This is a genomic window from Erythrobacter aureus (genome assembly GCF_003355455.1).
Classification (GTDB): domain Bacteria; phylum Pseudomonadota; class Alphaproteobacteria; order Sphingomonadales; family Sphingomonadaceae; genus Qipengyuania; species Qipengyuania aurea.
The window spans coordinates 1,396,984-1,420,122 of record NZ_CP031357.1 but is presented as its reverse complement, the minus strand read 5'-3'; the positions used below and the strand labels follow the sequence as shown (position 1 = coordinate 1,420,122).

Sequence of the window (23,139 nt, the reverse complement as noted above, 5' to 3'; positions counted from 1 at the left end):
TCTTTACCGGGGCGGCAAGTTGACGCGGAACCGTCACGTGCTAGCCTTCGCCCATTCGGACCTGCGGAAACAGGCAGGCCGAAACAGGAGGATGCCGCTCTGCCTTCACGCAGCACGGCGACAGCGCGAAAGGACCCTATGCAGCAGCTCCAGGGCATGGATGCGAGCTTCGTCGCGCTGGAAACGCGTAACTCGCCGATGCACATCGGATCGATCCTGATCTACAACCCCTCGACTGCACCCGGAGGTTTCGTCCGCTTCAAGGATATCCTCGCCTTTTTCGAAAGCCGTTTGCAACTCTCCAAGACCATGCGCCAGCGCATGGTGCGCGTGCCCTTCGACCTCGACTATCCCTATTGGATCGAGGACCCCGATTTCGACCTCGAATACCATGTCCGCCATGTTGCGCTGCCCGCGCCGGGAGACTGGCGGCAATTGTGCATCCAGGCCGCGCGTATCTTCGCCCGCCCGCTGGATCTCGAACGCCCGCCGTGGGAATTCACCGTGGTCGAGGGGCTCGACAATGTCGAAGGCCTGCCCAAGGGCTGCTATGCCTATATCACCAAGGTCCATCACGCCGCGATCGACGGGATGAGCGGGATCGACCTGATGGAAGCGACGCACACGCTCACACCCGACGAACCGCCCCCGCCCGGCCCCGACGACTGGAAGCCCGAAAAGGTGCCCAACCCGGTCGAACTGCTGGGCAAGAGCTATTTCAACGCGATCGCCAATCCGCTCAAGCAGCTTGAAGTGGCCGCCAAGGCCGCCCCGGGCCTCGCCAAGGCGCTGAAAGGACTGGCGGCCAAGGAATTCGACGTCTCGACCGAGATGATCGCGCCCAAGGCGCGGTTCAACAGAAAGATCGGCCCCCACCGCGTGGTCGAGGGGGTCGGCGTGCCGCTGGCGGACATCAAGGCGATCCGCACGGCCGTGGACGGCGCCAAGGTCAACGACGTCTTCCTGACCATTATCGGCGGGGCGCTGCGGCGCTATCTCGACCATCACGGCGAATTGCCGAAGAAGTCGCTCACCGCCATGGCGCCGATCTCGGTCCGCTCGAATGGCGAGAAGAATGCGATGGGCAATCAGGTGGCCGCGATGATCGCGCCGCTCGGCACGCATATCGCCGATCCGCTCGAACGGCTGGCCTGGGTTCATAACCGCACGACCAATTCCAAGGCGATGGCCGACGCCATGGGCGCGCGCAATATGACCGAGATGAGCAAGGTCAGCCCCGCGCTGTGGATGAGCCTTGGCGCGCAGCTCTATACCCGCCTCAGCCTCGCCAATCGCGGGGTCGGCCCTATCTTCACCACCGTCGTGACGAATGTGCCCGGCCCGCCCGTGCCGATTTATTCGGCCGGCGCGCGGCTGGAAAGCATGATGGGTCTGATCTGCCTGACCGACGGCATGGGCCTCGCGCATGTTGTGCAAAGCTATACCGAGGAAGCGACCATCGCCTTCACCGCCGACCGCGAGATGATGGACGATCCCGAATTCTACGCAGACTGCATTCGCGAAAGTTTCGAGGAATTGCGCGATGCGGCGAGCGATGACGCCAAACCCGCCAAGCCTAAGAAAACCGCCAAGAAACACGCCGCAAAGCCCGCCACCAAGAAGCGGGCCGCGCCCAAGAAGAAGCCGTCCGAACCCGCCAAGGGCGGCACTCATGCCTCCCGTGCGCGTTCGAAACCCAAGGCTGCCCATCCCCTGAAAGGTCCGACCAAGGAATGACGACAACAGCTATCGAAGCCCGCCCGCCCAGCCGCCTGCTGACGCTGGCCGAACCGGGACGGGCCTTTGGCGAGCTTGCCAGCTTCTATGCCCTGCGCCCGCTGCTCTCCACCCTGCCGCGCGGCGACGGGCATGGCGTGCTGGTGCTGCCGGGCTTCATGGCGTCGGATTATTCGACCGCGCCGCTGCGTTCGCTGCTGTCGGACCTCGGCTACGATGCGGCGGGCTGGAATTTGGGTCGCAATGTGCGCATCGACAATGCCCGCATCGAGGCAATGATGGGCTGTGTCGAGGAGTTGCACGAGCGCACGGCTGGCAAGGTGTCGATCGTCGGCTGGAGCCTGGGCGGCGTGTTCGCGCGCGAACTCGCCAAGATGGCTCCCGAAAAAGTGCGCGGGGTGATCAGCCTGGGTTCGCCGATCAGCGACGATCGCGGCCATACCAATGCCGCGCGTCTGTTCGAATATCTCAACGGCAAGGAACCCGAGCCGATGCGCGGCGGCAATTTCCGCAAGCTGGCCGAAGCGCCCCCGGTGCCCACCACCTCGATCCTCACCCGGACCGACGGCGTGGTTCACTGGCGCGGATCGGTGCAATGCGGCGACCGGGAGGATTGCGAGAACATCGAGGTGCTCGCCAGCCATTGCGGCCTCGGCGTGAACCCGGCGGCGGTCTATGCCATCGCCGACCGGCTTGCACAGGCCGAAGGCGCGTGGAAACCGTTCCGCGCATCGGGCCTTGCCAGCCTGTTCTTCCCGCGCCGCGCGCTGCACTGACGGGTCAGAATACCTTCCTCACGTCGATGCCGAGATAGCGGCCCACCGGATCGATCCGGCGCGGGTCGTAGGCATCGGGCACCGTGCCGCTGGCATCGACCACGCGGCGCTGGCCATCGAATACATTGTCGATCCTGAAGGCAATACGCAAGTTCTTGAGGACGCCGTCTTCGCGTTCGAAAATCTGCCCGAGATTCGCGAACAGGCGGATGTCGAAGGTCAGGAGGTCTCCGAAGAAGAGATCGCTAGCCCCTGGCACCCCGCTGCCGCGCAGCACCGCTTCGCCGAGATAGCGGCCCGACAGGCGCATGCCGTAACCATCCAGAAACAGGCCCGTTTCCAGCCGCGAGCTGTGTTTCGGGATCGCCCCACTGCCGAGCACGAACCCGTCGAGCTGGTCGAACACCGGGCCGCCCCGCGCGAGCGTGACTTCGTTTTCGAGCGTGATCGTGTGGTTGAAACTGGCGAAATAGCGCCCTCCACCGCCGCTGCGGCGGGCGAAGGGGTTTGCAGCCGGAGCGCGGCCACCGCCGTGCTGCTCCGCGTTTTCGCCATCGGGCGCATTCGACCGGGCCGCGCACATCCGCTCGCGGAGCTGTTTCAGCCTTTTCTGGTCGATCTCGCCATCTTCGCCGCGCAGCCGTTCGAGCATGGGCGGCGGCAATCGGTCGAGCCGAGGCGGTTCGGCACATAGCGCCTCGCGCATCCGGGCCGAACGCTCGGCGTCGACCCGTGCCCCTCCGCCGGTCGCGGGTCCGCCATGGCCGCGCCCGCCCGACGCCCGCGCGCCGCGGCCATGCCCTTCGCCCTGCGACCCGCCGATACGCCCGCGCGTCGACAGGCCGAAGCTCAATGTCCGGCTCCGGGTTTCGAACAATGTCACCGGCCTCCGGTCGATGGCGAGAAGCTCGCCCGCCGGGTCTCGTTCGATCCGGTCGGGAAAAGCCTGTTCGAAGGCTGCGGTATAGGCCGGAGAGGACAAGGTGACATCGCGCGAGCGGTTGATGCCGTAATCGGCCTGGAGCCGGGTGTTGTCCCAAAATGGCAGTTGCCAGTTGGCGCCGAATTTCCAGTCCGACTGGGTTTCCTGCGCAAGGTTCGGATTGCCGCCGGTGATGACCGTGGCGAGCACATCCTGTCCGGTGGCGAAATCGAACACCGGCACGTTGAATTCGTCGATCCGCGGATTGCCGAGCGCGGATATGTCGGGCGCCACCTCGCGCCAGATGCGGGTAAGCTGGAGGTTCAGCTTGTCGAAGGGCGACCAGTTGAGCCCCGCCGTCCAGTTGGCCAGCCGGTCGAAATCGGAAAGATCCTCCGCGCCGCCTGCCAGATTGATGCTGGCCGTGCCAATGGCGCCCCAGGCCCCGCCCCGCCGGGCGATGGGTATGTTGACGTTCACTCCGCCATCGAGCCTGCGCCGGGTGATCGATGCGTCGACGGCCGACCGCGTATCCGCGCTTTCCAGCCGCTTCCAGTCCAGGCCCAGATCGATGGTGGTCGATATCTCACCGGCAGGCAGTTCGACCGGATAGCCCGTGAAAGTCGCCTTGTTGACCACCGTGCGGAGCCGCGTCTCCGCCGTATCGAAGCCGCTGCCCGTCCGCCGGTCGATTTCGGTATCACTGTTGGACAGTACCGCATCCGACGTGAAGGTCGCCTTCCATGATCCGATATTGCGATTGTAGGCCCCGCCCAGCGAGAGCGCATCGGTCCGGGTGCGCCGCTCGATAGGGTCCGCGCCCGTGCCCGTATCGCGCAGGCCCGACAGGCTCATGCTCTCCTCGCGCGACAGTGTTGCGTTCAGGCTGATCGAGGATCCGCTGTCGAGGAAGGCTTTGGCATAATTCGCCGTTCCTTCCACCTGCCACGTGTCGGCAAGGAGGCTGCGGAACGGTGCTTCATCGACGACGCCGGGAATCGCGGAAGGGACCGTGAACCCGCGCTCCGCTTCTGTCAGCAGGCTGGAATCCTCGACATCGAGATTGAAGTTGAGCCGCGCCCCGTCGGCAATCTTGAGGTAGGTTACCTCCTCCTCGTTGCGCCAGTAACCGCCACGCGCAGGCGCCTCCAACTCGCCCTCCACCGTCAGCGCCGCATAGTCGTTCTTGAGGACGATGTTCACCACGCGCTGGTCGGGATCGTAACCGAACCGCTGGGCGACCTCTTCCGAAAACACCTCGACCTTGGCGACGCTTTCGGGTGGATAGGAATGGAACTCGCGCCAGCTCGACACGCGCATGCCGTTGATGAGGAAAATTGGCCGTCCGCCCCCGCGGCCACCGCGCGCACCACCCGTCGCCGGCTCGATGGCGGCAATGATGTCGGCGATGGAGCTCGCGCCGAATGCCGCAATATCCTCGCTGTCATATTCGGCGATCGGCGGCTGATCGACAATAAGCTGACCGCGAATGCGTTCTCCGGTGACCACGATGGTGCCGGGGGGCAAGGGAATGCTCTCATCCTCTTCCGACCCGGCCTCGGCTGCCTGGGCAGTGTCCTGCGCATGGAGCGCATTCGCCCAACCAATAGCAAGAAGGGACGATGCGAAAAGTGAAAGCAATTTCAAGAAACAAGCCTTCCCTACAGCAAAATCGTCCACCCCCTTCCAATACGGTCGATGCAGGTCGTCGGGCCTACACGCAAGGCCAATTTCGGTATCGCTTTGTCGCAGGTCGAGCCGGGACGGTAGCTCGTCGAAATGAGGTAAAACGCGCGAAGGCTTCCCTTTTCCGCCCTTCATCGCTAAAGGCCGCCGCTCTGACTGCACAAGCGAACGGATACGACAGACTACATGGCGAAAGAAGAACTTCTCGAAATGCGCGGCAAGGTGGTGGAACTGCTGCCCAATGCGATGTTCCGCGTCGAGCTCGAGAATGGCCATGAAGTGCTCGGCCACACCGCGGGCAAGATGCGCAAGAACCGTATTCGTGTGCTGGTGGGGGACGAAGTCCTGTGCGAGCTGACGCCGTACGATCTGACCAAGGCGCGCATCACCTACCGCTTCATGCCCGGTCGCGGCGGCCCCGGTCAGGGCCCCGGCCCGCAATAAGCCACCGTGGGCCAGCCCACACTTATCCTGGCATCGGCAAGTCCCCGCAGGCGTGAGCTTATCGCGCGCCTCGGTGTGACGCCTGCCGCCGTCAATCCTGCCGATATCGACGAGACTCCGCGCAAGGGCGAACTGCCCCGCGATTATGCAAAGCGCATGGCGCGCGAAAAAGCCGAAGCCGCTGCCTCGAACGACGGCCATGTCCTCGCGGGTGATACGGTGGTCGCCGCCGGACGCCGCATCCTGCCCAAGGCCGAGGACGAGGCGACGGCGCGCAAGTGCCTCGAACTTCTCTCGGGCCGCCGCCACCGCGTGCTCTCCGCGATTGCCCTACGCGCGCCCGACGGCACGATCCGCGAGCGGCTGAGCGAGACGGTGGTGATGTTCAAGCGGCTCTCGGCGCAAGAGATCGACGCCTATCTCGCCAGTGGCGAATGGGAAGGCAAGGCGGGCGGCTATGCCATCCAGGGCATTGCCGAAGGGCTCATCAGCCGCATCCAGGGCAGTCATTCGGGCGTCGTCGGTCTGCCGCTCTACGAAACGCGCGCGCTGCTCAAGGCAGCCGGATTCGCACTTGCCTGAGTGGCTGGTCGAGGAGGGCATCGGCGAGCGCCGTGCCCTGCTGATGAGCGGCGACACACCGATCGCCGCGAAAGTGCGCTGGCCGGGCGAGCTTCATGCAGGCGCGGGGTTCGACGGCAAGCTGGTTCGCAAATCCGGCGCGCGCGGCATGGTACAGCACCCGTCGGGTCGCGAGGTCTCGGTGGACAAATTGCCGCGCGATGCAAGCGAGGGCGCAAGCTACCGCTTCGCTATCACCCGCGCTGCCATGACCGAACGCGGGCGCTTCAAGCTTGCCGCCGCCCGGCCGGTGGCCAATGCGGGCTCTCCCGTCCCCGACCGCTTCGAAGAGGGCACCCCCGTCCGCGCATTTCCGGAAGGCGCGTGGGAAGATGTGTGGCATGCCGCATCCTCCGGCGAAGTCGAATTCCCCGGAGGCTCGCTGCTGTTCGCCGTTACCCCCGCGATGACGCTGATCGATATCGACGGCGACCTTTCGCCGCGCGAACTGGCGCTGGCCGCAGTGCCTGCCATCGCGCACTGGCTCCCGCTGTTCGATCTCGGCGGTATGATCGGGATAGATTTTCCCACTCTTCAAACCAAGGCGGATCGCAAAGCGGTGGACGAGGCGCTGGAAGAGGCGCTCTCCGACTTTCCGCACGAGCGCACCGCCATGAACGGTTTCGGCTTCGTCCAGATCGTCGCACGGCTCGAAGGGCCTTCGCTGCTGCATCGATTTGCCACCTCGCGCGTAGGGATGGCCGCCCGTATGGCGCTGCGCCGCGCGGAAATGGTCGAGGGGCCGGGCGTGACATTGCTCACCCTGCACCCTGCGTTGAAGGCCAAGCTCAAAACAGAATGGCTCACCGAGCTTGAACGCCGCACCGCGCGGCCGGTACGGATAGAGGCCGATCCGGGCCTTGCGATAGAGGCAGCCACCGCCCAGATCGTGGGTCATGACGACTAAGCCCTGCCCGATCTGCAAGAAACCGCGCAGCGAAGAGCACACGCCTTTCTGTTCGACCCGCTGCCGCGATCACGACCTTTCCCGATGGTTCGGCGATGGCTACGCCGTACCCGGGCGCCCCGCCCTGCCCGAGGAAATCGCGGCCGAGGTCACCGGCGGCAAGGAAGACTGAATTTGCCCCTTGCCAAGGCGCGCCAGCTTCGCCATAGGCGCGCTCTCATTGCTCGCGGGGCTGTTCAAGCCCCTTCGCCGAAGCAGTGTGCCCGGGTAGCTCAGTGGTAGAGCAGACGACTGAAAATCGTCGTGTCGGTGGTTCGACTCCGCCCCTGGGCACCACTTCGCTACCCTGGCCTTTCGAATACCAGCCCCGCCAGTTCGGCGCGCCGCCGCCACGCTATTGCGCCGCGAGATCCTCGGCCGCCGAAGCGATCTCGGCCCATATCCGCGCGAGATCGGGTTCATCGATACAATAGGGCGGCATGACATAGACCGTGTTGCCGAGCGGGCGCAGCAGCAGATCGGCCTCGCGGAAACGGCGCAGCAGGCGCGGCCCCAGATCGGACAGGTAGCTACCGTCGGGATCGCCCAGTTCCAGCGCGGCGATCGTTCCGCAGCGCCGCGCATTGCGCACCATCGCATGACCGGAAAGTCCATCGAGATGCACTTGCTGCCGTGCGCCCAGTGCAGCCACCCTTTCCAGCACCGGTTCCTCGCGCCAGATGGCGAGATTCGCATTCGCCGCCGCGCAGGCCAACGGGTTCGCGGTGTAGCTCGACGAATGGTAGAAGGTCCGCGTCCGATCGGTCGAATAATGCGCCTCCCAGATCGGTTCGCTCGCCATGGTCACCGCCAGGGGTACGGCGCCGCCGGTCAGCCCTTTCGACAGGCACATGATGTCGGGCACCACCCCAGCCTGTTCGCAGGCGGTCAGCGTGCCGGTACGCCCCCAGCCGGTCATCACCTCGTCGGCAATGAACAGCGTGCCGTGGCGGGCGCAGACACTGCGCATCTCAGCCAATATATCGGGCGAATACATCAGCATGCCGCCCGCGCCCAGCACCAGCGGTTCGACGATGAACGCTGCGGCTCCGGCCGCGCATTCCGCCTCCAGCACATCGAGGGTCGCCTGCGGATCGGTGCCGGGAAAGGGCACGCGCCCCACGTCGAACAGCATCGGCGCATAAGCGGCGTTGAATACACCACGCGCGCCGACCGACATCGCGCCGATCGTGTCGCCATGATAGGAATGGTCCATCACCACGATGCGGTCGCGTTTCTCCCCACGATGGGTCCAGTAACCCAGCGCCATCTTGAGCGCGACCTCCACCGCAGTCGAACCGCTGTCGGAAAAGAACACGCGGGTAAGGGCATCGGGCAGGATCCGGCACAATTCGCGCGCCAGGTCTTCGGCGGGCTGGTGCGTCCAGCCGGCGAAGATCATCTGGTCGAGCTGCTGCACCTGCGCGGCGATCGCCGCCATGATGCGCGGATTGCAGTGGCCATGGGTGGTAACCCACCAGCTCGAAATCGCATCGATCACGCGGCGACCATCGGCGGTATAAAGCGCCGCGCCCTGTGAATGGGTGACCAGCGTGACAGGATCGCCCAGCCCGTGCTGCGTGAAGGGGTGCCAGACGGGGGACTGGGTCATTGGAAATCCGCCAGATCGAAATTGCGCGCAAAGGCATCGGCCAGCGTGTCGGGCTCAAGCGAATCGAGCATGGGCAAGCGACCGAGCCGTTCGACCGCGCCCATCCGGCAGATGGTCGCTTCGCTATCCTCGATCGCTTCGCCGACGAAGGCGATCCCATGCACGGCCACGCCGCGCGCGCGCAGCGCCTCGATCGTCAGCAGCGAATGGTTGATCGTGCCGAGCGCCGTGCGCGCAACCACGATCGTGGGCAGACCCCAATGCGCGAAAAGGTCGGCATAGAGCAAATCGCCCCCCAGCGGAACGAGCGCGCCGCCCGCCCCTTCCACCACCAGTGGCCGCTGGGGCGGGAGCGCCAGCCCGTCGGGATCGATGATGACACCATCGATCTCCGCCGCGCGGTGGGGCGAGCACGGCGTGGCCAGCCGATAGGCTTCGGGCAGCACCCGGTCTTCGGCCAATCCCGTCAGCCGCGCGACCTGCACCCGATCGCCGCCCTCCTCGAGTCCGGCCTGGACCGGCTTCCAATAGTGCGCGTCCAGCGCGCCCGTCAGCGCCGCGGCGAAGACGGTTTTGCCGACATCGGTGTCGGTGCCGGTTACGACGAATGCGCTCATCAAAGAATCTCCGAAAGCGTATCGGCCAGCGCATCGATCTGCGGCTTGCCGATATTGAGGGTGAGCGAGATGCGCAGGCGGCTGGTGCCCACAGGCACGGTCGGCGGGCGGATGCCACGAATGTCGAAGCCAGCCTCGCGCAGGTTTTGCGCAAGCTGCATAGTCCGCGCATCATCGCCCAGCACCAGCGGCATGATCTGCGATCCGCTGGCCGAAACGCCGAAGGGTGCCAGCCGGTCGGCACCATAGGACATCAGTTCGGCGAGCGCGCTACGGCGTTCGGGTTCGTCCTCGACGATCCTCAGCGCTTCGCGCACGCAGGACGCGATCAGCGGCGATGGCGCGGTCGAGAAGATGAAGGCGCGAGCACGATTGACGAGATGGTCGCGCATGACGCGCGGCCCGCAAAGCAGCGCGCCCTCGCTGCCCAGCGCCTTGCCGCAAGTGCGCAATACGATGGCATTGTCCCGCCCGGCGAGGCTGTCCGCCAGCCCCCTGCCGCCTTCGCCGAACACGCCGGTGGCATGGGCATCGTCGGCAAGCAGGATCGCGCCATGACGGTCCGCCAGTTCGGCCAGCGCGCCCAGCGGCGCACGGTCGCCATCCATGCTGTAAAGCGTTTCCACCGCGATCCAGGCAGTGCCCGTCGAATTGCTCTGCCGCCAGCGGGCCAGCGCATCGGCGAAGGCATCGGCATCGTTATGCGTCACGCCGAACCGCACCGCCCGCGACAGCCGCATGCCTTCATGCGCACTGGCATGGACCAGCTCGTCGTGAAAGATCGCATCGCCGCGCTGCGGCAGGGTTGCCAGCAAAGCGCTGTTGGCCGTGTAGCCATTGGCAAAAAAGATCGTGCTTTCGCTGCCGAAGAACCGCGCCGCCTCTTCTTCGAGCAGCTCGTGCTCTGCGTGATTGCCGCGCAGCAGGCGCGATCCGCCCGCCCCCAGCGGAACGCCGCGATCCATTGCCGCCCGGACGGCCCGTTTGAGCTGCTCATCGCCCGCCAGCGCGAGATAATCGTTCGAAGAAAAGTCCGCGCCTCGCGGCAGGGTGAGGACTCTCCGGCGGTCCTTGCGCGCGAGTTCGGCGAGATCTTCCTGCTGCGCGGCGAACGGGCGAAACGTGCTGGGGGAAAACGGCATCGCGGATGCGCTAACCATCGCGCCGCGCGGCTGCAATTGCTTTCGTCCCGCCGCTTCTGTATGCGCAGAACCATTCGCCCCGGCAGCCGCAATCGCCAGTCGATTCCGTCGCCGGGGCGCAAGTCTTTGAAGCGCTAAGGAATGCACGCCCATGGCACGTCGCCGCCAGATCTACGAAGGCAAGGCCAAGATCCTCTACGAAGGCCCCGAACCGGGCACGATCATCCAGTATTTCAAGGATGACGCGACCGCCTTCAACGCCGAGAAAAAGGGCACGATCAACGGCAAGGGTGTGATCAACAATCGCATCAGCGAATATATCTTCACGCGCCTGTCGCATATCGGCATCCCGACCCATTTCATTCGCCGCCTGAACATGCGCGAACAGCTTGTCCGCCAGGTCGAAATCATTCCGCTGGAAGTCGTCGTGCGCAATGTCGCCGCCGGTTCGCTCAGCAAGCGCCTGGGTATCGAGGAAGGCGAACTGCTGCCGCACACGCTGATCGAATATTGCCTCAAGGACGATGCACTGGGCGATCCCAAGGTGTCGGAAGAGGAAATTGCCTGCTTCAATTGGTGCAGCCATGAAGAGATGCAGGATATGTCGTCCATGGCGATCCGCATAAACGATTTCCTGTGCGGGCTGTTCAGCGCGATCGATATCCGGCTGATCGATTTCAAGCTGGAATTCGGCCGCATCTGGGATGGCGATTACAGCCGCACGATCCTGGCCGACGAGATTAGCCCCGATGGCTGCCGCCTGTGGGACATCAACACCGGCGAAAAGCTCGACAAGGACCGTTTCCGCCGCGACATGGGCGGCGAAAGCGAAGCCTATCAGGAAGTCGCGCGGCGGCTCGGCCTGCTTCAGAACGACGATAGCGGTCCGGGCGAAGTGCTCGACATGAACGCCCATCGCGGGCGGCTCAGGACCCCGTCCAAGCCGAAGAAATAGTCACACGACATAGGTGAGCGCCAGCCCGCCCGGCGCGATGGCATAGGCGCAGTCGGGCATGTGGTCGCCATCGACCTGGACCGGCGTGACACAGCGGTCGAAGGCGATCCGGCGGCAGGTGCGGATATCGGCGATGCCGCGTTCGGCGAGCGACTGGCGCAGCAGCGCGGCGGTGACCAGGCGCAGTGTGTCGAGCCGGGTCGAGCGCCCGAGCGTGATGAGTTCCACCGAATCCGCTTCGAGCGCGGCGTGATGGCTAAGCCGGAAAGGCCCGCCATAAAGCGCGCCGTGGCTGACGATGGCGGCCTCGGCCTCGCATTCGAAGGGCCTGCCATCGGCCAGCTCGCCGCGGATGGTCATGGGGTCGCGCGGCCAGGCGCGTATCTGCCGCATCATCGCCACCACATAGGCATAGCGCCCGATCCGCTTTTTGAGCGAGGAGGACACGCGCGCCACCGCCTGGCTGTCCGGCCCGATGCTGAGACAGGCGACGATCGGCATGTCCCCCAGGCGATAAAGCGGGGATTTCACCCAGCTACCGGGGCCACGCTCCCATGCCGCGTGCAATTGCCGCGCGAAGGCTGCAGGCTGCTTGGCATAGCCCAATTCGCGCGCCACGAGGTTGATAGTGCCAGATGGGGCGATGCAAAGCGGGACCTGCCCCGCCCTGTCCCCGAGGGCTTGCACCGTATCGCGCAACGTCCCGTCGCCGCCATGGACACAGACAAGCTCGGCCTTCCCGCTCAGATCGATCCCGTCGATGCGCGACGGGAGCGGGTTCACGGCGAAACCCTCGCGCTCCAGCGCGGCGACGAGCGCGGTCAGCCGTTGCTGGCGAAAACTGCCCGAAAAGGAATTATAGACGAGGTCGAGAACCGGCATGCGCCAGTCCTATCGCGGTGCCGGGCAGGTGCAACCATGCAGTTGGCCGATGTCGCCATGACTTCGGCGGATTTGCCCGCATGTCAGGCTTGGATTCGGAGCCTGCGGGCCATAGCGTGCCGTATCATGACTGTATCCCCGCTTCGCCCGGTGCTCGCGGCACTTCCGCTCCTCGTGCTTGCGCTGCCCCCTGCTCTCGCCGCTCAGGAAAAGCCTGCGCCCGCAGCTGGCGAAACGGCGCGGGCAAGCACCGGCTGGGGCCACCCAATCTATGATATCGCGCCCGACCCGGCTGTGCGCTTCGGCCTGCTCGAAAACGGAATGCGCTATGCGATCCTGAAAAACGGCACGCCGAAGGATACGGCGGTGGTACGCCTGGGCTTCGATATCGGCTGGATCGACGAGGACGAACACGAACTCGGCCTCGCCCATATGATAGAGCACATGGCCTTCAACGGATCGCGCAATGTGCCCGAAGGCGAGATGACCAAGCTGCTCGAACGGCTGGGGCTTGCATTCGGGGCGGATACGAACGCCTCGACCGGGTTCGAGGACACGATCTACAAGCTCGACCTGCCGCGCACCGATCCCGAACTGGTCGACACGGCGCTGATGCTGATGCGCGAAACCGCCAGCGAACTGACCATCGCCGACGATGCGGTCGACCGCGAGCGCGGGATCATCCAGTCGGAAACGCGCACGCGCAACACTTTCGCGATCCGCCGCCTCAAGCACTATCTCGGTTTCGTCGCTCCCGACACGCGGTATGCAAAGCGTTTTCGGGCCGAGGGGACCGGGGCAATCATCGACAGCGCACCGGGCCGGGTGCTGCGCGATCTCTATCGCCGCTATTACCGGCCGGACAATGCCGCGCTGGTGGTGGTCGGGGATGTCGATCCCGACATGATCGAGGCGAGGATTCGTGAGCGCTTCGACGACTGGGCGGCCCCGCCCACGCCGCGCGTCCACGTCGAGAAAGGCAAGGTCGATCTGGCGCGCGGCCCCGCGGCTGCCAATTTCGTCGACCCCGACGTCCCGCATGTGGTCGTGATCGATCGGTTCGCACCCTATGTCGAACACCGGCCGATCATCGCCGAAACAGATCGCTCACGGCTTGTCGCCCTCGGCACGGCGATCGTCAATCGCCGGTTGCAGCGTATCGCCAATGCAGCCGATGCACCGATCATCGGCGGGCGGGCCTCGGCCTCCGACTTCTTCGATATTCAGCGGCAGGCGCAGGTGCGGGTGCAGGCGCGCGAGGGCGAATGGCAACGCGCGCTCGAAGTGGGCGAGCAGGAATGGCGCCGCGCTGTGCAACATGGCTTTACCGAAGCGGAACTGGCCGAACAGCTCGCCAATTTCGAACAGCGCTACCGCGATGCGGCCAGCCAGCAGGAAACACGGCGTAACCGCGGGCTGGCCGAGGGCATTTTGTCGACCGCCCGGCGCGAGCGCATCTTCGTGACTCCGCAAACGAGTTACGATCTGTTTCTGGCGCACAAGCCGGACATCACCGCAGAAGCCGTTTCGCAAGCTTTCGCGGAGCATTTCGCGCTGTCCGACCCGCTGATCCATGTGTCGACCAAGCAGGCCATTCCCGATGCCGAGCGGGCCATCGTCGAGGCCTGGCGAACCTCAGCAGCGCAAGCTGTCGCCGCAGCGGAAGACCATGGTGGGCTGGCCTTTGCCTATGACGATTTCGGCGAACCATCGGCTATTGCGGAGGATGTGACGCTCGAGGATCTCGGTGTCAGGACCATCCGCCTCGAAAACAATGTTCGATTGAACTTGAAGTTTACCGACTTCGAGAAGGGGCGTCTGCGCTATGCGATCCGGATCGGATCGGGACAACTGGCTCTGCCGTCTACTAAAATGGGGCAGGCGAGCTTCCTGTCTTCGGTCAGTGCGCTCGGCGGGCTAGGCGAGCATAGCTATGACGAGCTGCGCCAGATCCTCGCCGGGCGCCGACTGGCCTACGGTTTCGATGCCGACGAGGACAAGTTCACCGTGCGTGGGAGCGGGACCATGGACGACCTGCCGCTGCAGATGCGTCTCAGCGCTGCCTATTTCAGCGATCCCGGTCTGCGATCGGAGATGCTGACGCGCTGGCAGGCGATCCTGCCGCCCTACCTCGCCCAGCTCGACGCGACGCCGCAAGCGGTCGCGCGCGCGCAGGTGGCGCGGTTGGTAGCCGATGGCAATCCGCGTTTCGGCATCCCGTCCGAGGCGGAACTGGCTGGCGTAACGCTGGAAGAGGCGCGCCGATTGACCGCCGAACAGTTCGCCGCCGCCCCGATCGAGATCTCCGTCGTCGGCGACTTCGACGGCAACGCCGTCATTGCCGCAGTTGCCGAGACCTTCGGCGCGCTGCCGCCACGCGCGGCGACACTCGATGAATGGGAAAGCGAACGACTTGCCCGATTCACCGCCGACCGCAGCGAGCACGTGCTGACGCATGCGGGTGCGCCCGATCAGGCGCTGGCGATGACCATCTGGCCGACCACCGATGACGACGACGCGCAGGAAGAGGCGACGATGCAACTGCTCGCCGGCGTGATGCGGCTCGAAATGCTCGAGCGTATCCGCGAGGAGCTGGGCGCCTCCTATTCGCCCGGCGCCAGTTCGAACATGTCGCATATCTATCGCGATTTCGGGACCTTCTCGACATCGGTCGTGGTCGCGCCGGAACAGGCTGACGAAGTCTTTGCCGTGGTAGATGCGATCGCCAGCGAATTCCGCGAGGGACCGATATCGGGCGACCTGATCGAGCGCGCCCGCGCGCCCCTGCTCGAGAAGATCGCGCTCAGCCGCCGCGAGAACGGCTGGTGGCTGCGGGCGATCGACGAGGCGCAATTGCGCGCCGGGCGCCTCGACCGTGTGCGCAGCTACGAGGATCGCATCCGCGCGGTGACGCCCGCCATGCTGCGGGACGCGGCTCGGCGTTATCTCGACCCGGACGCGGCTCTGCGGATCCGCATCCTGCACGAAAGCCTCGTACCGAAGCCATAGGCAAAGGGCCGGAAGGATCGCTCCTTCCGGCCCGCTGTCTCACGCCATGGTTCGCGCTCAGTAGTTGACGCGTGCCGAGATGCCGAACACCCGCGGATCGTTGACGAAGGCGGTGTTGTTGTTGAAGTCGATGCCGCCCTTCACATTGTCGGCATCGGTGATGTTGCGCACGAAGGCCGCCACTTCGAACAGACCGTCGGTCCGTGCGTAGCCGATTCGCAGGCCGCCCTCGATCTGGTTGTTCGCGTTGAACTCTTCGCTTTCATAAAGGAAGAAGTTGGTCTTCCCCTGATAGGCCCAGTCGGTGAAGAAAAAGACTTCGCCCGTATCGCCCACCGGGAAGGCATAGCGCGCAGTCACGTCGGCGATCCATTCCGGCGCGTTGGGGAACGGATTGCCGTCCACCAGCGCGCGGGTATTGCCCGACAGCACGACGGTCGGGTCGGTGACGGTGCACTGCGCACAGATGCCCACCGCCAGCGCATCGTCCTGGATCTTGGTGTCGTTCCAGCTCAGACCGGCGGTGATCAAAAAGTCCGGCGTGATCTGGAAAGCGCTGTCGAGTTCGAAACCGAGACCGCGACCCTTTTCGGCATTGACCAACTGCACCAGATTGCCCGCCCCGCCGACGGCGGAGAACTGCGGGTCTTCGATCGTGTAGTAATACACCGCGCCGTTAAGGCGGATCGTCCGGCCGGCGAATTCCGACTTGAAGCCGGCTTCGTAGCTCATGATCTTTTCCGAAGTTGCCACCGAGGGCGGCGAACCGAAAGCCACGTCGCGGCCCTGGATCGTCGGCGCACGGAAGCCGTTGGCGATACGCGCATAGACGCTGGCATCATCGCCGACGTCGACGAAAGCCGAAAGATCCCAGCTCAGGCGATCGTCCTCGACGATGCGGTACTGAGCGCCCGGCCCCGAGATGAACGAAGGCGAGACGACCCGGAACTGCTTCTTGTCGTCGGTCCAGCGCACGCCGCCGGTGAGCTTGACTGCGTTGCTCGCCTGCACCGAAAGCTGGCCGAAGGTCGCCCAGGCATCGTTGGTGTGGCGCACGGTGACCGATGGCGGAAAACCGAAGCCGACGGTGGTGACATCGAAATCGCTCTGGAACACGAACATGCCGACCTGCCAGTCGATCATGCCGCCGGGATTCGACGCCAGCCGCACTTCATGAGTGAACTGGTCGAGATCGATCGAATCCTGCGTGTCCGATTCGAACGGGATGAAGCCCGGGCCGGTCTCTATCACATCGCCATTGGCATCACGCCGGATCCAGCCGCCATCGATGTCGCCGCGGCTCGAACCGTCGCTTTCGGCATAGGCCGTGATGCTGGTCAGCGTGGCGAAATCGGCTTCGTAATCGAGGCGGAAGCTGGCGATCAGCGCGTTATATTCGGCCACATTGCCGCCGCCGGCGTCGTAGAACACCGTGTCGCGGTCGTAATTGTCGTTGAGGTCGTTATCGCCCGGGCCAAGGATATTGGCGCGAAACGGCGTCGAGGTGCCGTCGAGATCGCGGAACGCCACGGTGCCGAGCATCGACAGGCGGCTGTCGGGCGTGATCAGCAACTGCGCGCGTCCGGCCAGTTCGTCATAACCGCCAAGCACATCGTCCTGACCGGTGAAGCCGTTATCGATCCAGTCGTCGCGATGCTGGTAAAGACCCGAGACGCGCAGCGAAGCGACCCCGGGAGCGATCGGCACGGTAACGCCGCCGTCGAGCGAGAGCGAATTGAAGCTGCCGTAGCTGGCCGAGAACCGGGCGGCGAATTCATCGCCCGGACGGGCGGTGTCGATCTTGACGATCCCGGCGGGCGTGTTGCGGCCGAACAGCGTGCCCTGCGGGCCGCGCAGCACCTCGATGCGCTCGACATCGAAGATCGGGAAGGCCTTGAGCGTCACGTTTTCGAGGACGATTTCGTCCATCACCACAGAAACCGGCTGCGAAGCTGCAAGATCGAAATCGGTATTGCCGAGACCGCGAATATAGAAACGCGGTGCGGCGCGTCCGTTGGAGCTTTCGACGAACAGGCCGGGCACGCGCGCGGCGAGCGCAGTCACTTCGGCACCGGCATCGAAGATCGTCTTCACAGTGTCGGCATCGAGGGTCGCAGCCGAGACGGCGACGTCCTGGAGGTTTTCCTCGCGCCGGTTCGCGGTCACGATGATGGTGTTGAGCTGGCCGGCGGCGGTTTCTTGGGCACCGGTTACGTCTGCATCCTGCGCCAGGGCCGGTTGCGCCGCCAAGGTTGCAAAGGCGAGAGTGCTGGTCCGAGAAAGCGGGTAGCGGTAGAGCGAATGGTCATGAAAAGGAGGATTCCTGCTTGAGCACGCATTGGTCTGGCGGGCATTTGGAGGGGTATGGCTGTCTGTGCCGTGCGGTCCGATAGCAGATTGATCGCAGAAAAGGCGCTTCGGCGCGCGGTGTACGACAGAATCATTGCGTTTGTTGCAATCATGCGACAGCGCGTGGCCCGCACGCCACTTGTCTGGCGATCTCCTGCGCAACTGCGCGAGGAGCTTGAATGCGCGGGGACGCTGCGCCATAGGCGCGCCAACACGAAAGGCCTCATCGCATGAAGATCCGCGTCCATGTTTCGCTCAAGCCCGGCGTTCTCGATCCACAGGGCCGCGCCGTCCATCATGCGCTGGAGGGGCTCGGCTTCGCAGGCGTCGACGATGTCCGTGTCGGTCGCCTGATCGAGCTGGATGTCGCGGACGGCACCGGCGACGATGCGCTGACCGAGATGTGCGAGAAGCTGCTCGCCAATACGGTGATCGAAAACTACCGCATCGAGAAGGTCGGCTGATGGCTTTCCGCGCCGCCGTCATCACCTTCCCCGGTTCGAACTGCGACCGCGATATGGCGGTTGCGATCGAACGCGTTTCGGGCACCGCGCCGATGCGGGTGTGGCATGGCGATGCCCACTTGCCCGAATATCTCGACTTCATCGCCCTGCCCGGCGGTTTTTCTTATGGCGACTATCTGCGCTCGGGCGCGATGGCGGCCAACAGCCCGATCATGCGCAGCGTCGCGCGCCGGGCCGAACGCGGCGTGCCCGTTCTGGGCGTGTGCAACGGCTTCCAGGTGCTGACCGAAGCCGGCCTGCTGCCTGGCGCACTGATGCGCAATGCCAGCCAGAACTTCATCTGCCGCACGGTCGATCTGACGGTGGAGAACAGCCAGTCGCTGTTCACCGGTGGCTATGACAGCGGGCAGACGATCCGCATTCCCGTGGCGCATCACGACGGCAATTACTTCGCCGACGACGACACGCTCGACCGTATCGAAGGCGACGGCCGCGTGGCGTTCCGCTATGTCGAGAACTGCAACGGCTCGCGGCGCGGCATTGCCGGGGTTCTCAATAGTGCTGGCAATGTGCTGGGCATGATGCCGCATCCGGAACGCGCGGTCGATCCGGCGCATGGCGGGACCGACGGCCTTGCCCTGTTCGAAAACGCGGTGAAATCGCTGGTCGAGGCCTGATCAGGCGCGTTCGCGCCGCTGGTTCTCCAACCGCCGCGAAAACAGGGCGCTGGCATCCTCTGCAGGCATCGGGCGTCCGAAGTGGAAGCCCTGGATCTTGGTGCATCCCATCCCGCGGATCATGGCTGCCTCTTCCTCGTTTTCGACCCCTTCGGCGGTTGTGGTCATGTCCAGGCTCTCGGCCATGGCGACGACCGCCCGGATGATGGCGATCGATTCGGGGCTGTGTTGCGCGGCGCCCTGCACGAAGGTTCGATCGACCTTGATCGTCGAGAATTTGAGCTTGCGCAGATAGCCGAGCGAGGAATAGCCCGTGCCGAAATCGTCGAGCGCGATCGAACAGCCCAGCGCCATGCACTGTTCCAGCGCCTGCCGGGCGATACTTGCGTCGCGCATGAAAATGCTTTCGGTCACTTCGATCTCGAGCCTCTTCGGATCGAGGGCGCTATGGGATAGCGCGCGGACGACGGTGGCGGCGAAATCGGGCTCGAGCAATTGTTCGGGTGAGACATTGACGTTCACCTTCACATGCTCGGGCCAGCTCTGGGCTGCCTCCCGGCACGCCTCCTGCATGACCCAAGTGCCGATCGGCACGATCAGGCGCGTATCCTCCGCCAGCGGGATGAACTTGCCGGGGCTGACGAAGCCGTGTTGGGCGCTATTCCAGCGGAGCAGCGCTTCGAAGCTGACCACATCTTCCGACCGGGTATCGACCACGGGCTGGTAGTGCAGCGTGAACTCGTCATTCTCGAGCGCATGCCGTAGCGCATGCTCGAGCTGGCGCCTTTCTTCCGCATTGGCATGCAGGGCGGGCTCATATTCCCGGTGCATGCCGCCGCCCCGATCCTTGGCACGATAGAGCGCCAGGTCGGCATTGCGCAGCATTTCCTCCACCGACTTACCATCGCGGGGGCCGATGGCTGAGCCGACGCTGGCGCCGACATAGAGAACGTGGTTTTCGATCTCATAGGGTTCGGACAGACGCTCGATAATGGCCCGCGCCAGAAATTCCACGCGTCCATTGTCCGACGCGTCGGGGATGACCACCGCGAATTCGTCTCCGCCCAGACGCCCGCAAATCTCCTGATCTCCCACAAGGCTCTCCAGCCGCGCGGCAACTTCGCCAAGCATCCGGTCGCCGACCAGATGACCCAGCGAATCATTGATCGCCTTGAAGCGGTCGAGATCGATCATCAGAAAAGCGCAGCGCGACCGCCATCGATCGGCATGGGCCAGCGCTTCGCCAAGCGCCTCGTTCAGCATCCGCCGGTTGGGCAGTTGGGTCAGCGTGTCGTAGCGCGCCAGAAATTCGATCTTCTCGGACGATTCGCGCTGTTCGGTCACATCGGACCCCACGCCGCGAAAGCCCTGATAATTGCCCAACTCGTCGATGATCGGCGTGCCCGAAAGCTCCCACCATCGATCTTCGCCGCCGATGGAAACCCTCACGCCGAGATTGGAGAAATTCTCCCTGCGGGTCAGCTTGTCCGTGAGATCGTGGAGGCTCGGCGGGAACTGACCCGTCTCCCAGCCATCGCCGGAAATCATCTGGAGAAAGGATTTGCCTTCGATCTCTTTCGGTTCCTTGCCCAGCGCATATGCGAAGCGGGGCGATATCGCCTTCAGTCGGCGCTGAGTATCGATCTGCCACAGCCAATCGGCCTGGCCTTCCTCGAATTCGCGCAGCAGCATGGACACCACTTCGCTTTTTTCCTGCATGGCATAATCGGAAAGGCGCGCCGCGACCGCGACACGCGCGCTTTCGACTACGCCAAACGTCGCGAGCAAGGTCGTGCCGACCACAACCGCCGCGAGGGTCCACTGCATTGCCATCAGGCTCGCGACAAGGCCGCCAATGCCGACCGCGCCGGCGAAGGCCATCGAACTTAGCGGAGCACTGAACCGGCTCGCACAGCTCCCGACCACGAGCATAGCCGCCGCTGCCCAGACGATACCCATCGCCCCTATATCGGCGAAGAGCGCGGCAAGGATCATGCCGACCGACCACAGCGCGCCCTTGCCCGCCGTCATCAGGGCGTGCGATTTCATTTCCGAATAGATTATCTTGCGGTTTCCGGCATCCGCGAGCCTGATGTCCGCGCGTGCCGAATATCCCACGGCCACCAGCAGACCGATCCCCCATGCGGCCAGAAGCGCGACTGGTATCGCCCCGTAAAGCGTCGCCGCGACCATCAGAAAGCCGACCAGATGGAGCACGGCCCGGGCAACCACACGCTCTTTCAACAGAGCATATTGCTGTCCATGCACGAGCTTCCAATCGGTGCCGGCAGGCGCATCGAGCCCGATGACCTGCCGGATGGACAGCGCGCTATTTCGCTTGTCTGGAGAGGAAGTCTGCTCGCTCACATACTCACGGTTAACCGGAAAGAGTTATTTCCGGGTAAAGGAAATACACACCATTCGCGACGCTGCCGCCTACGGAGTGCAGGGCTCGCAGTGCCGGGATCACTCCACTGTCACCGATTTCGCAAGGTTTCTCGGCTGATCGACATCGGTGCCTTTGACGCAGGCTACGTGGTAGGCAAGCAACTGGACCGGGATCGCATAGACCAGTGGCGCGATCAGCGGGTGCACGCGCGGCATCTCGATGGTTGCGAGGCACCCTTCGCCGGCATGCTCCAGCCCCTCCGCGTCGGATATCAGGACGATCTGCCCGCCACGCGCCCGTACTTCCTCCATATTCGATACGGTCTTCTCGAACAGCGGGCCAGAAGGCGCCAGTACGATCACGGGAACCTCGTCGTCGATCAGCGCGATGGGGCCGTGCTTCATCTCTCCGCTGGCATAGCCTTCGGCGTGGATATAGCTGATTTCCTTCAGCTTTAACGCCCCTTCCAGAGCCAACGGGAAATCGGGACCCCGGCCGAGATAGAGAACGTCGCGTGCCGGGGCGATGAGATGGGCCATGCTGGCGATATCTTCGTCATGATCGAGCGCTGCATTGAGGCATGCCGGTGCTTCTAGCAGATGGGTGACGACTTCCTGTTCCTCGGCCCGGCTCATCAGGCCTTTCTTCACCGCCATATGCGCGGCCAGAGCGGCCATGACCGCGAGCTGACAGGTGAACGCCTTGGTCGACGCGACGCCGATCTCGGGTCCGGCATGGGTGGGAAGCAGCAGGTCCGCTTCGCGCGCCATCGAACTCGTCGGCACGTTGACGATCACGCCGATGGTCTGGCCATTTTCCTTGCAATGCCGCAGCGCCGCCAGCGTGTCGGCGGTCTCGCCGCTCTGCGAGATGAACAGGGCCAGCCCGCCCTTCTCCAGAACCGGCTCGCGATAGCGGAATTCGGACGCGACATCGATGTCGACCGGCACACGGGCGAACTGTTCGAACCAGTATTTCGCCACCATCCCTGCATAGAACGAGGTGCCGCAGGCGACGATCGTAATGCGCTTCACGCTCGACAGGTCGAAATCGAACTGCGGCAACGCGACAGAATTGTCCGAGCGGCGCAGATAGGAACCCAGCGTCTGCGCGACCACGGTCGGCTGCTCGAAGATCTCCTTCTGCATGAAGTGGCGGTAGTTGCCCTTTTCGACGGCCGTAGCGGAGGCGCCCGAAAAGCGGATTTCGCGTTCGACCTCGTTGTTCTCCGAATCGTGGATCGTCGCTCCCTCGCGGGTAATGACGACCCAGTCGCCTTCCTCGAGATAACTGATCTGCTGGGTCAGCGGTGCCAGTGCCAGCGCGTCGGAGCCGATATAGGTTTCGCCCTCGCCATAGCCGACTACCAGCGGCGATCCGAGCCGCGCGCCGATCAGCATGTCGGGATGATCGCGGAAAGCGATGGCCAGCGAAAAGGCCCCGCGCAGGCGCGGCAAGACATTGGCGACGGCTTCCTGCGGCGACTGCCCCTGTTCGACCAGCCAGGAGATATGCTGCAGCACTACTTCGGTATCGGTGTCGCTTTCGAGATTGCGCCCGGCTTGCGTCAGTTCGGCGCGCAGTTCCTTGTAATTCTCGATAATGCCATTGTGCACCAGTGCCACCCGGTCGGTCGCATGCGGATGCGCATTCGTCGCGGTCGGCGCGCCATGCGTGGCCCAGCGCGTGTGCGCGATCCCGATATCGCCGGGTGCGGGGTCTTTGGAAAGATTGGCGACCAGATTGTTGAGCTTGCCTTCGGCACGGCGGCGAACGAGCCGACCATCGTGCAAGGTGCAGATTCCGGAACTGTCATAACCCCGGTATTCCATCCGGCGCAGGCCATCGACGAGACGATCCGCAACCGGCTGACCGCCCACGATACCGATAATTCCACACATGAACCGCAAT

18 protein-coding genes and 1 tRNA gene are annotated in these 23,139 nt (G+C 64.3%); 11 read left to right on the top strand and 8 right to left on the bottom strand.

Going from position 1 to position 23,139, the window contains the following annotated elements; all coding sequences use genetic code 11:
- Positions 1 to 138: 138 nt before the first annotated feature.
- Together DVR09_RS06910 and DVR09_RS06905 are read left to right on the top strand one after the other, a co-directional pair.
- Entirely contained in the window at positions 139 to 1,737 is a 1,599-nt protein-coding gene (locus DVR09_RS06910; RefSeq protein ID WP_115416287.1) for a WS/DGAT/MGAT family O-acyltransferase, read from the top strand.
- Positions 1,734 to 2,513, top strand: a complete 780-nt coding sequence (locus DVR09_RS06905) for an esterase/lipase family protein (protein WP_115416286.1) — start codon at positions 1,734 to 1,736, stop codon at positions 2,511 to 2,513. Before DVR09_RS06910 ends, DVR09_RS06905 begins: the two co-directional genes overlap by 4 nt.
- A gap of 4 nt (positions 2,514 to 2,517) precedes the next feature.
- Here DVR09_RS06905 and DVR09_RS06900 read toward each other — a convergent pair whose 3' ends face one another.
- A complete protein-coding gene (locus DVR09_RS06900) occupies positions 2,518 to 5,082 on the bottom strand; it encodes a TonB-dependent receptor (RefSeq protein ID WP_115416285.1) in 2,565 nt (854 codons plus the stop codon).
- A gap of 225 nt (positions 5,083 to 5,307) precedes the next feature.
- Here DVR09_RS06900 and infA point away from each other — a divergent pair, with 225 nt between their 5' ends.
- The 5 genes from infA (at position 5,308) to DVR09_RS06875 (ending at position 7,429) form a co-directional block, all read left to right on the top strand.
- On the top strand, positions 5,308 to 5,565 hold the full coding sequence (infA, locus tag DVR09_RS06895) for a translation initiation factor IF-1 (protein WP_011413465.1): 258 nt from the start codon (positions 5,308 to 5,310) through the stop codon (positions 5,563 to 5,565).
- A 6-nt stretch (positions 5,566 to 5,571) separates the two neighbouring features.
- Positions 5,572 to 6,147, top strand: coding sequence for a Maf family protein (locus tag DVR09_RS06890; protein WP_115416284.1), 576 nt, complete (start codon positions 5,572 to 5,574; stop codon positions 6,145 to 6,147).
- Complete coding sequence (locus DVR09_RS06885) at positions 6,140 to 7,093, top strand: ribonuclease E/G (RefSeq protein WP_115416283.1); 954 nt, start codon at positions 6,140 to 6,142, stop codon at positions 7,091 to 7,093. The genes DVR09_RS06890 and DVR09_RS06885 overlap by 8 nt, the downstream gene beginning before the upstream one ends.
- Positions 7,083 to 7,265, top strand: a complete 183-nt coding sequence (gene yacG / locus DVR09_RS06880; RefSeq protein ID WP_115416282.1) for a DNA gyrase inhibitor YacG — start codon at positions 7,083 to 7,085, stop codon at positions 7,263 to 7,265. Before DVR09_RS06885 ends, yacG begins: the two co-directional genes overlap by 11 nt.
- A gap of 89 nt (positions 7,266 to 7,354) precedes the next feature.
- Positions 7,355 to 7,429 (top strand) — tRNA-Phe (locus tag DVR09_RS06875).
- Positions 7,430 to 7,487: 58 nt separating this feature from the next.
- Here DVR09_RS06875 and DVR09_RS06870 read toward each other — a convergent pair.
- Genes DVR09_RS06870 through DVR09_RS06860 form a run of 3 tightly spaced genes read right to left on the bottom strand, consistent with a single transcriptional unit; the run spans position 7,488 to position 10,503 of the window.
- Positions 7,488 to 8,744 carry an adenosylmethionine--8-amino-7-oxononanoate transaminase gene (locus DVR09_RS06870; RefSeq protein WP_115416281.1) on the bottom strand — a complete coding sequence of 419 codons (1,257 nt, stop codon included), beginning with the start codon at positions 8,742 to 8,744 and terminating at the stop codon, positions 7,488 to 7,490.
- Positions 8,741 to 9,361 carry a dethiobiotin synthase gene (bioD, locus tag DVR09_RS06865; protein WP_115416280.1) on the bottom strand — a complete coding sequence of 207 codons (621 nt, stop codon included), beginning with the start codon at positions 9,359 to 9,361 and terminating at the stop codon, positions 8,741 to 8,743. The genes DVR09_RS06870 and bioD overlap by 4 nt, the downstream gene beginning before the upstream one ends.
- On the bottom strand, positions 9,361 to 10,503 hold the full coding sequence (locus DVR09_RS06860) for an 8-amino-7-oxononanoate synthase (RefSeq protein ID WP_115417838.1): 1,143 nt from the start codon (positions 10,501 to 10,503) through the stop codon (positions 9,361 to 9,363). Before DVR09_RS06860 ends, bioD begins: the two co-directional genes overlap by 1 nt.
- 151 nt (positions 10,504 to 10,654) lie before the next feature.
- On the opposite strand from DVR09_RS06860, the gene purC reads away from it, so the two are divergent.
- Positions 10,655 to 11,458: a phosphoribosylaminoimidazolesuccinocarboxamide synthase gene (gene purC / locus DVR09_RS06855; RefSeq protein ID WP_115416279.1), complete on the top strand. Its 804-nt coding sequence runs from the start codon at positions 10,655 to 10,657 to the stop codon at positions 11,456 to 11,458.
- Here purC and DVR09_RS06850 read toward each other — a convergent pair whose 3' ends face one another.
- On the bottom strand, positions 11,459 to 12,340 hold the full coding sequence (locus DVR09_RS06850) for a diacylglycerol/lipid kinase family protein (protein ID WP_115416278.1): 882 nt from the start codon (positions 12,338 to 12,340) through the stop codon (positions 11,459 to 11,461).
- A gap of 126 nt (positions 12,341 to 12,466) precedes the next feature.
- Here DVR09_RS06850 and DVR09_RS06845 point away from each other — a divergent pair, with 126 nt between their 5' ends.
- Positions 12,467 to 15,349, top strand: coding sequence for a M16 family metallopeptidase (locus DVR09_RS06845; RefSeq protein ID WP_162814872.1), 2,883 nt, complete (start codon positions 12,467 to 12,469; stop codon positions 15,347 to 15,349).
- A 57-nt stretch (positions 15,350 to 15,406) separates the two neighbouring features.
- Here DVR09_RS06845 and DVR09_RS06840 read toward each other — a convergent pair whose 3' ends face one another.
- On the bottom strand, positions 15,407 to 17,599 hold the full coding sequence (locus DVR09_RS06840) for a TonB-dependent receptor (RefSeq protein ID WP_234041577.1): 2,193 nt from the start codon (positions 17,597 to 17,599) through the stop codon (positions 15,407 to 15,409).
- Positions 17,600 to 17,928: 329 nt separating this feature from the next.
- Between DVR09_RS06840 and purS the strand changes: the two genes are divergently transcribed.
- Together purS and purQ are read left to right on the top strand one after the other, a co-directional pair.
- Positions 17,929 to 18,162 carry a phosphoribosylformylglycinamidine synthase subunit PurS gene (gene purS / locus DVR09_RS06835; RefSeq protein WP_115416275.1) on the top strand — a complete coding sequence of 78 codons (234 nt, stop codon included), beginning with the start codon at positions 17,929 to 17,931 and terminating at the stop codon, positions 18,160 to 18,162.
- On the top strand, positions 18,162 to 18,839 hold the full coding sequence (gene purQ, locus DVR09_RS06830; protein ID WP_115416274.1) for a phosphoribosylformylglycinamidine synthase subunit PurQ: 678 nt from the start codon (positions 18,162 to 18,164) through the stop codon (positions 18,837 to 18,839). Before purS ends, purQ begins: the two co-directional genes overlap by 1 nt.
- On the opposite strand, the gene DVR09_RS06825 is transcribed toward purQ, so the two are convergent.
- Together DVR09_RS06825 and glmS are read right to left on the bottom strand one after the other, a co-directional pair.
- The gene (locus tag DVR09_RS06825) at positions 18,840 to 21,206 is read right to left on the bottom strand and encodes a putative bifunctional diguanylate cyclase/phosphodiesterase (RefSeq protein ID WP_234041576.1); all 2,367 of its coding nucleotides are present in this window, start codon (positions 21,204 to 21,206) and stop codon (positions 18,840 to 18,842) included.
- A gap of 99 nt (positions 21,207 to 21,305) precedes the next feature.
- Positions 21,306 to 23,129, bottom strand: coding sequence for a glutamine--fructose-6-phosphate transaminase (isomerizing) (gene glmS / locus DVR09_RS06820; RefSeq protein ID WP_115416273.1), 1,824 nt, complete (start codon positions 23,127 to 23,129; stop codon positions 21,306 to 21,308).
- Positions 23,130 to 23,139: the final 10 nt, after the last annotated feature.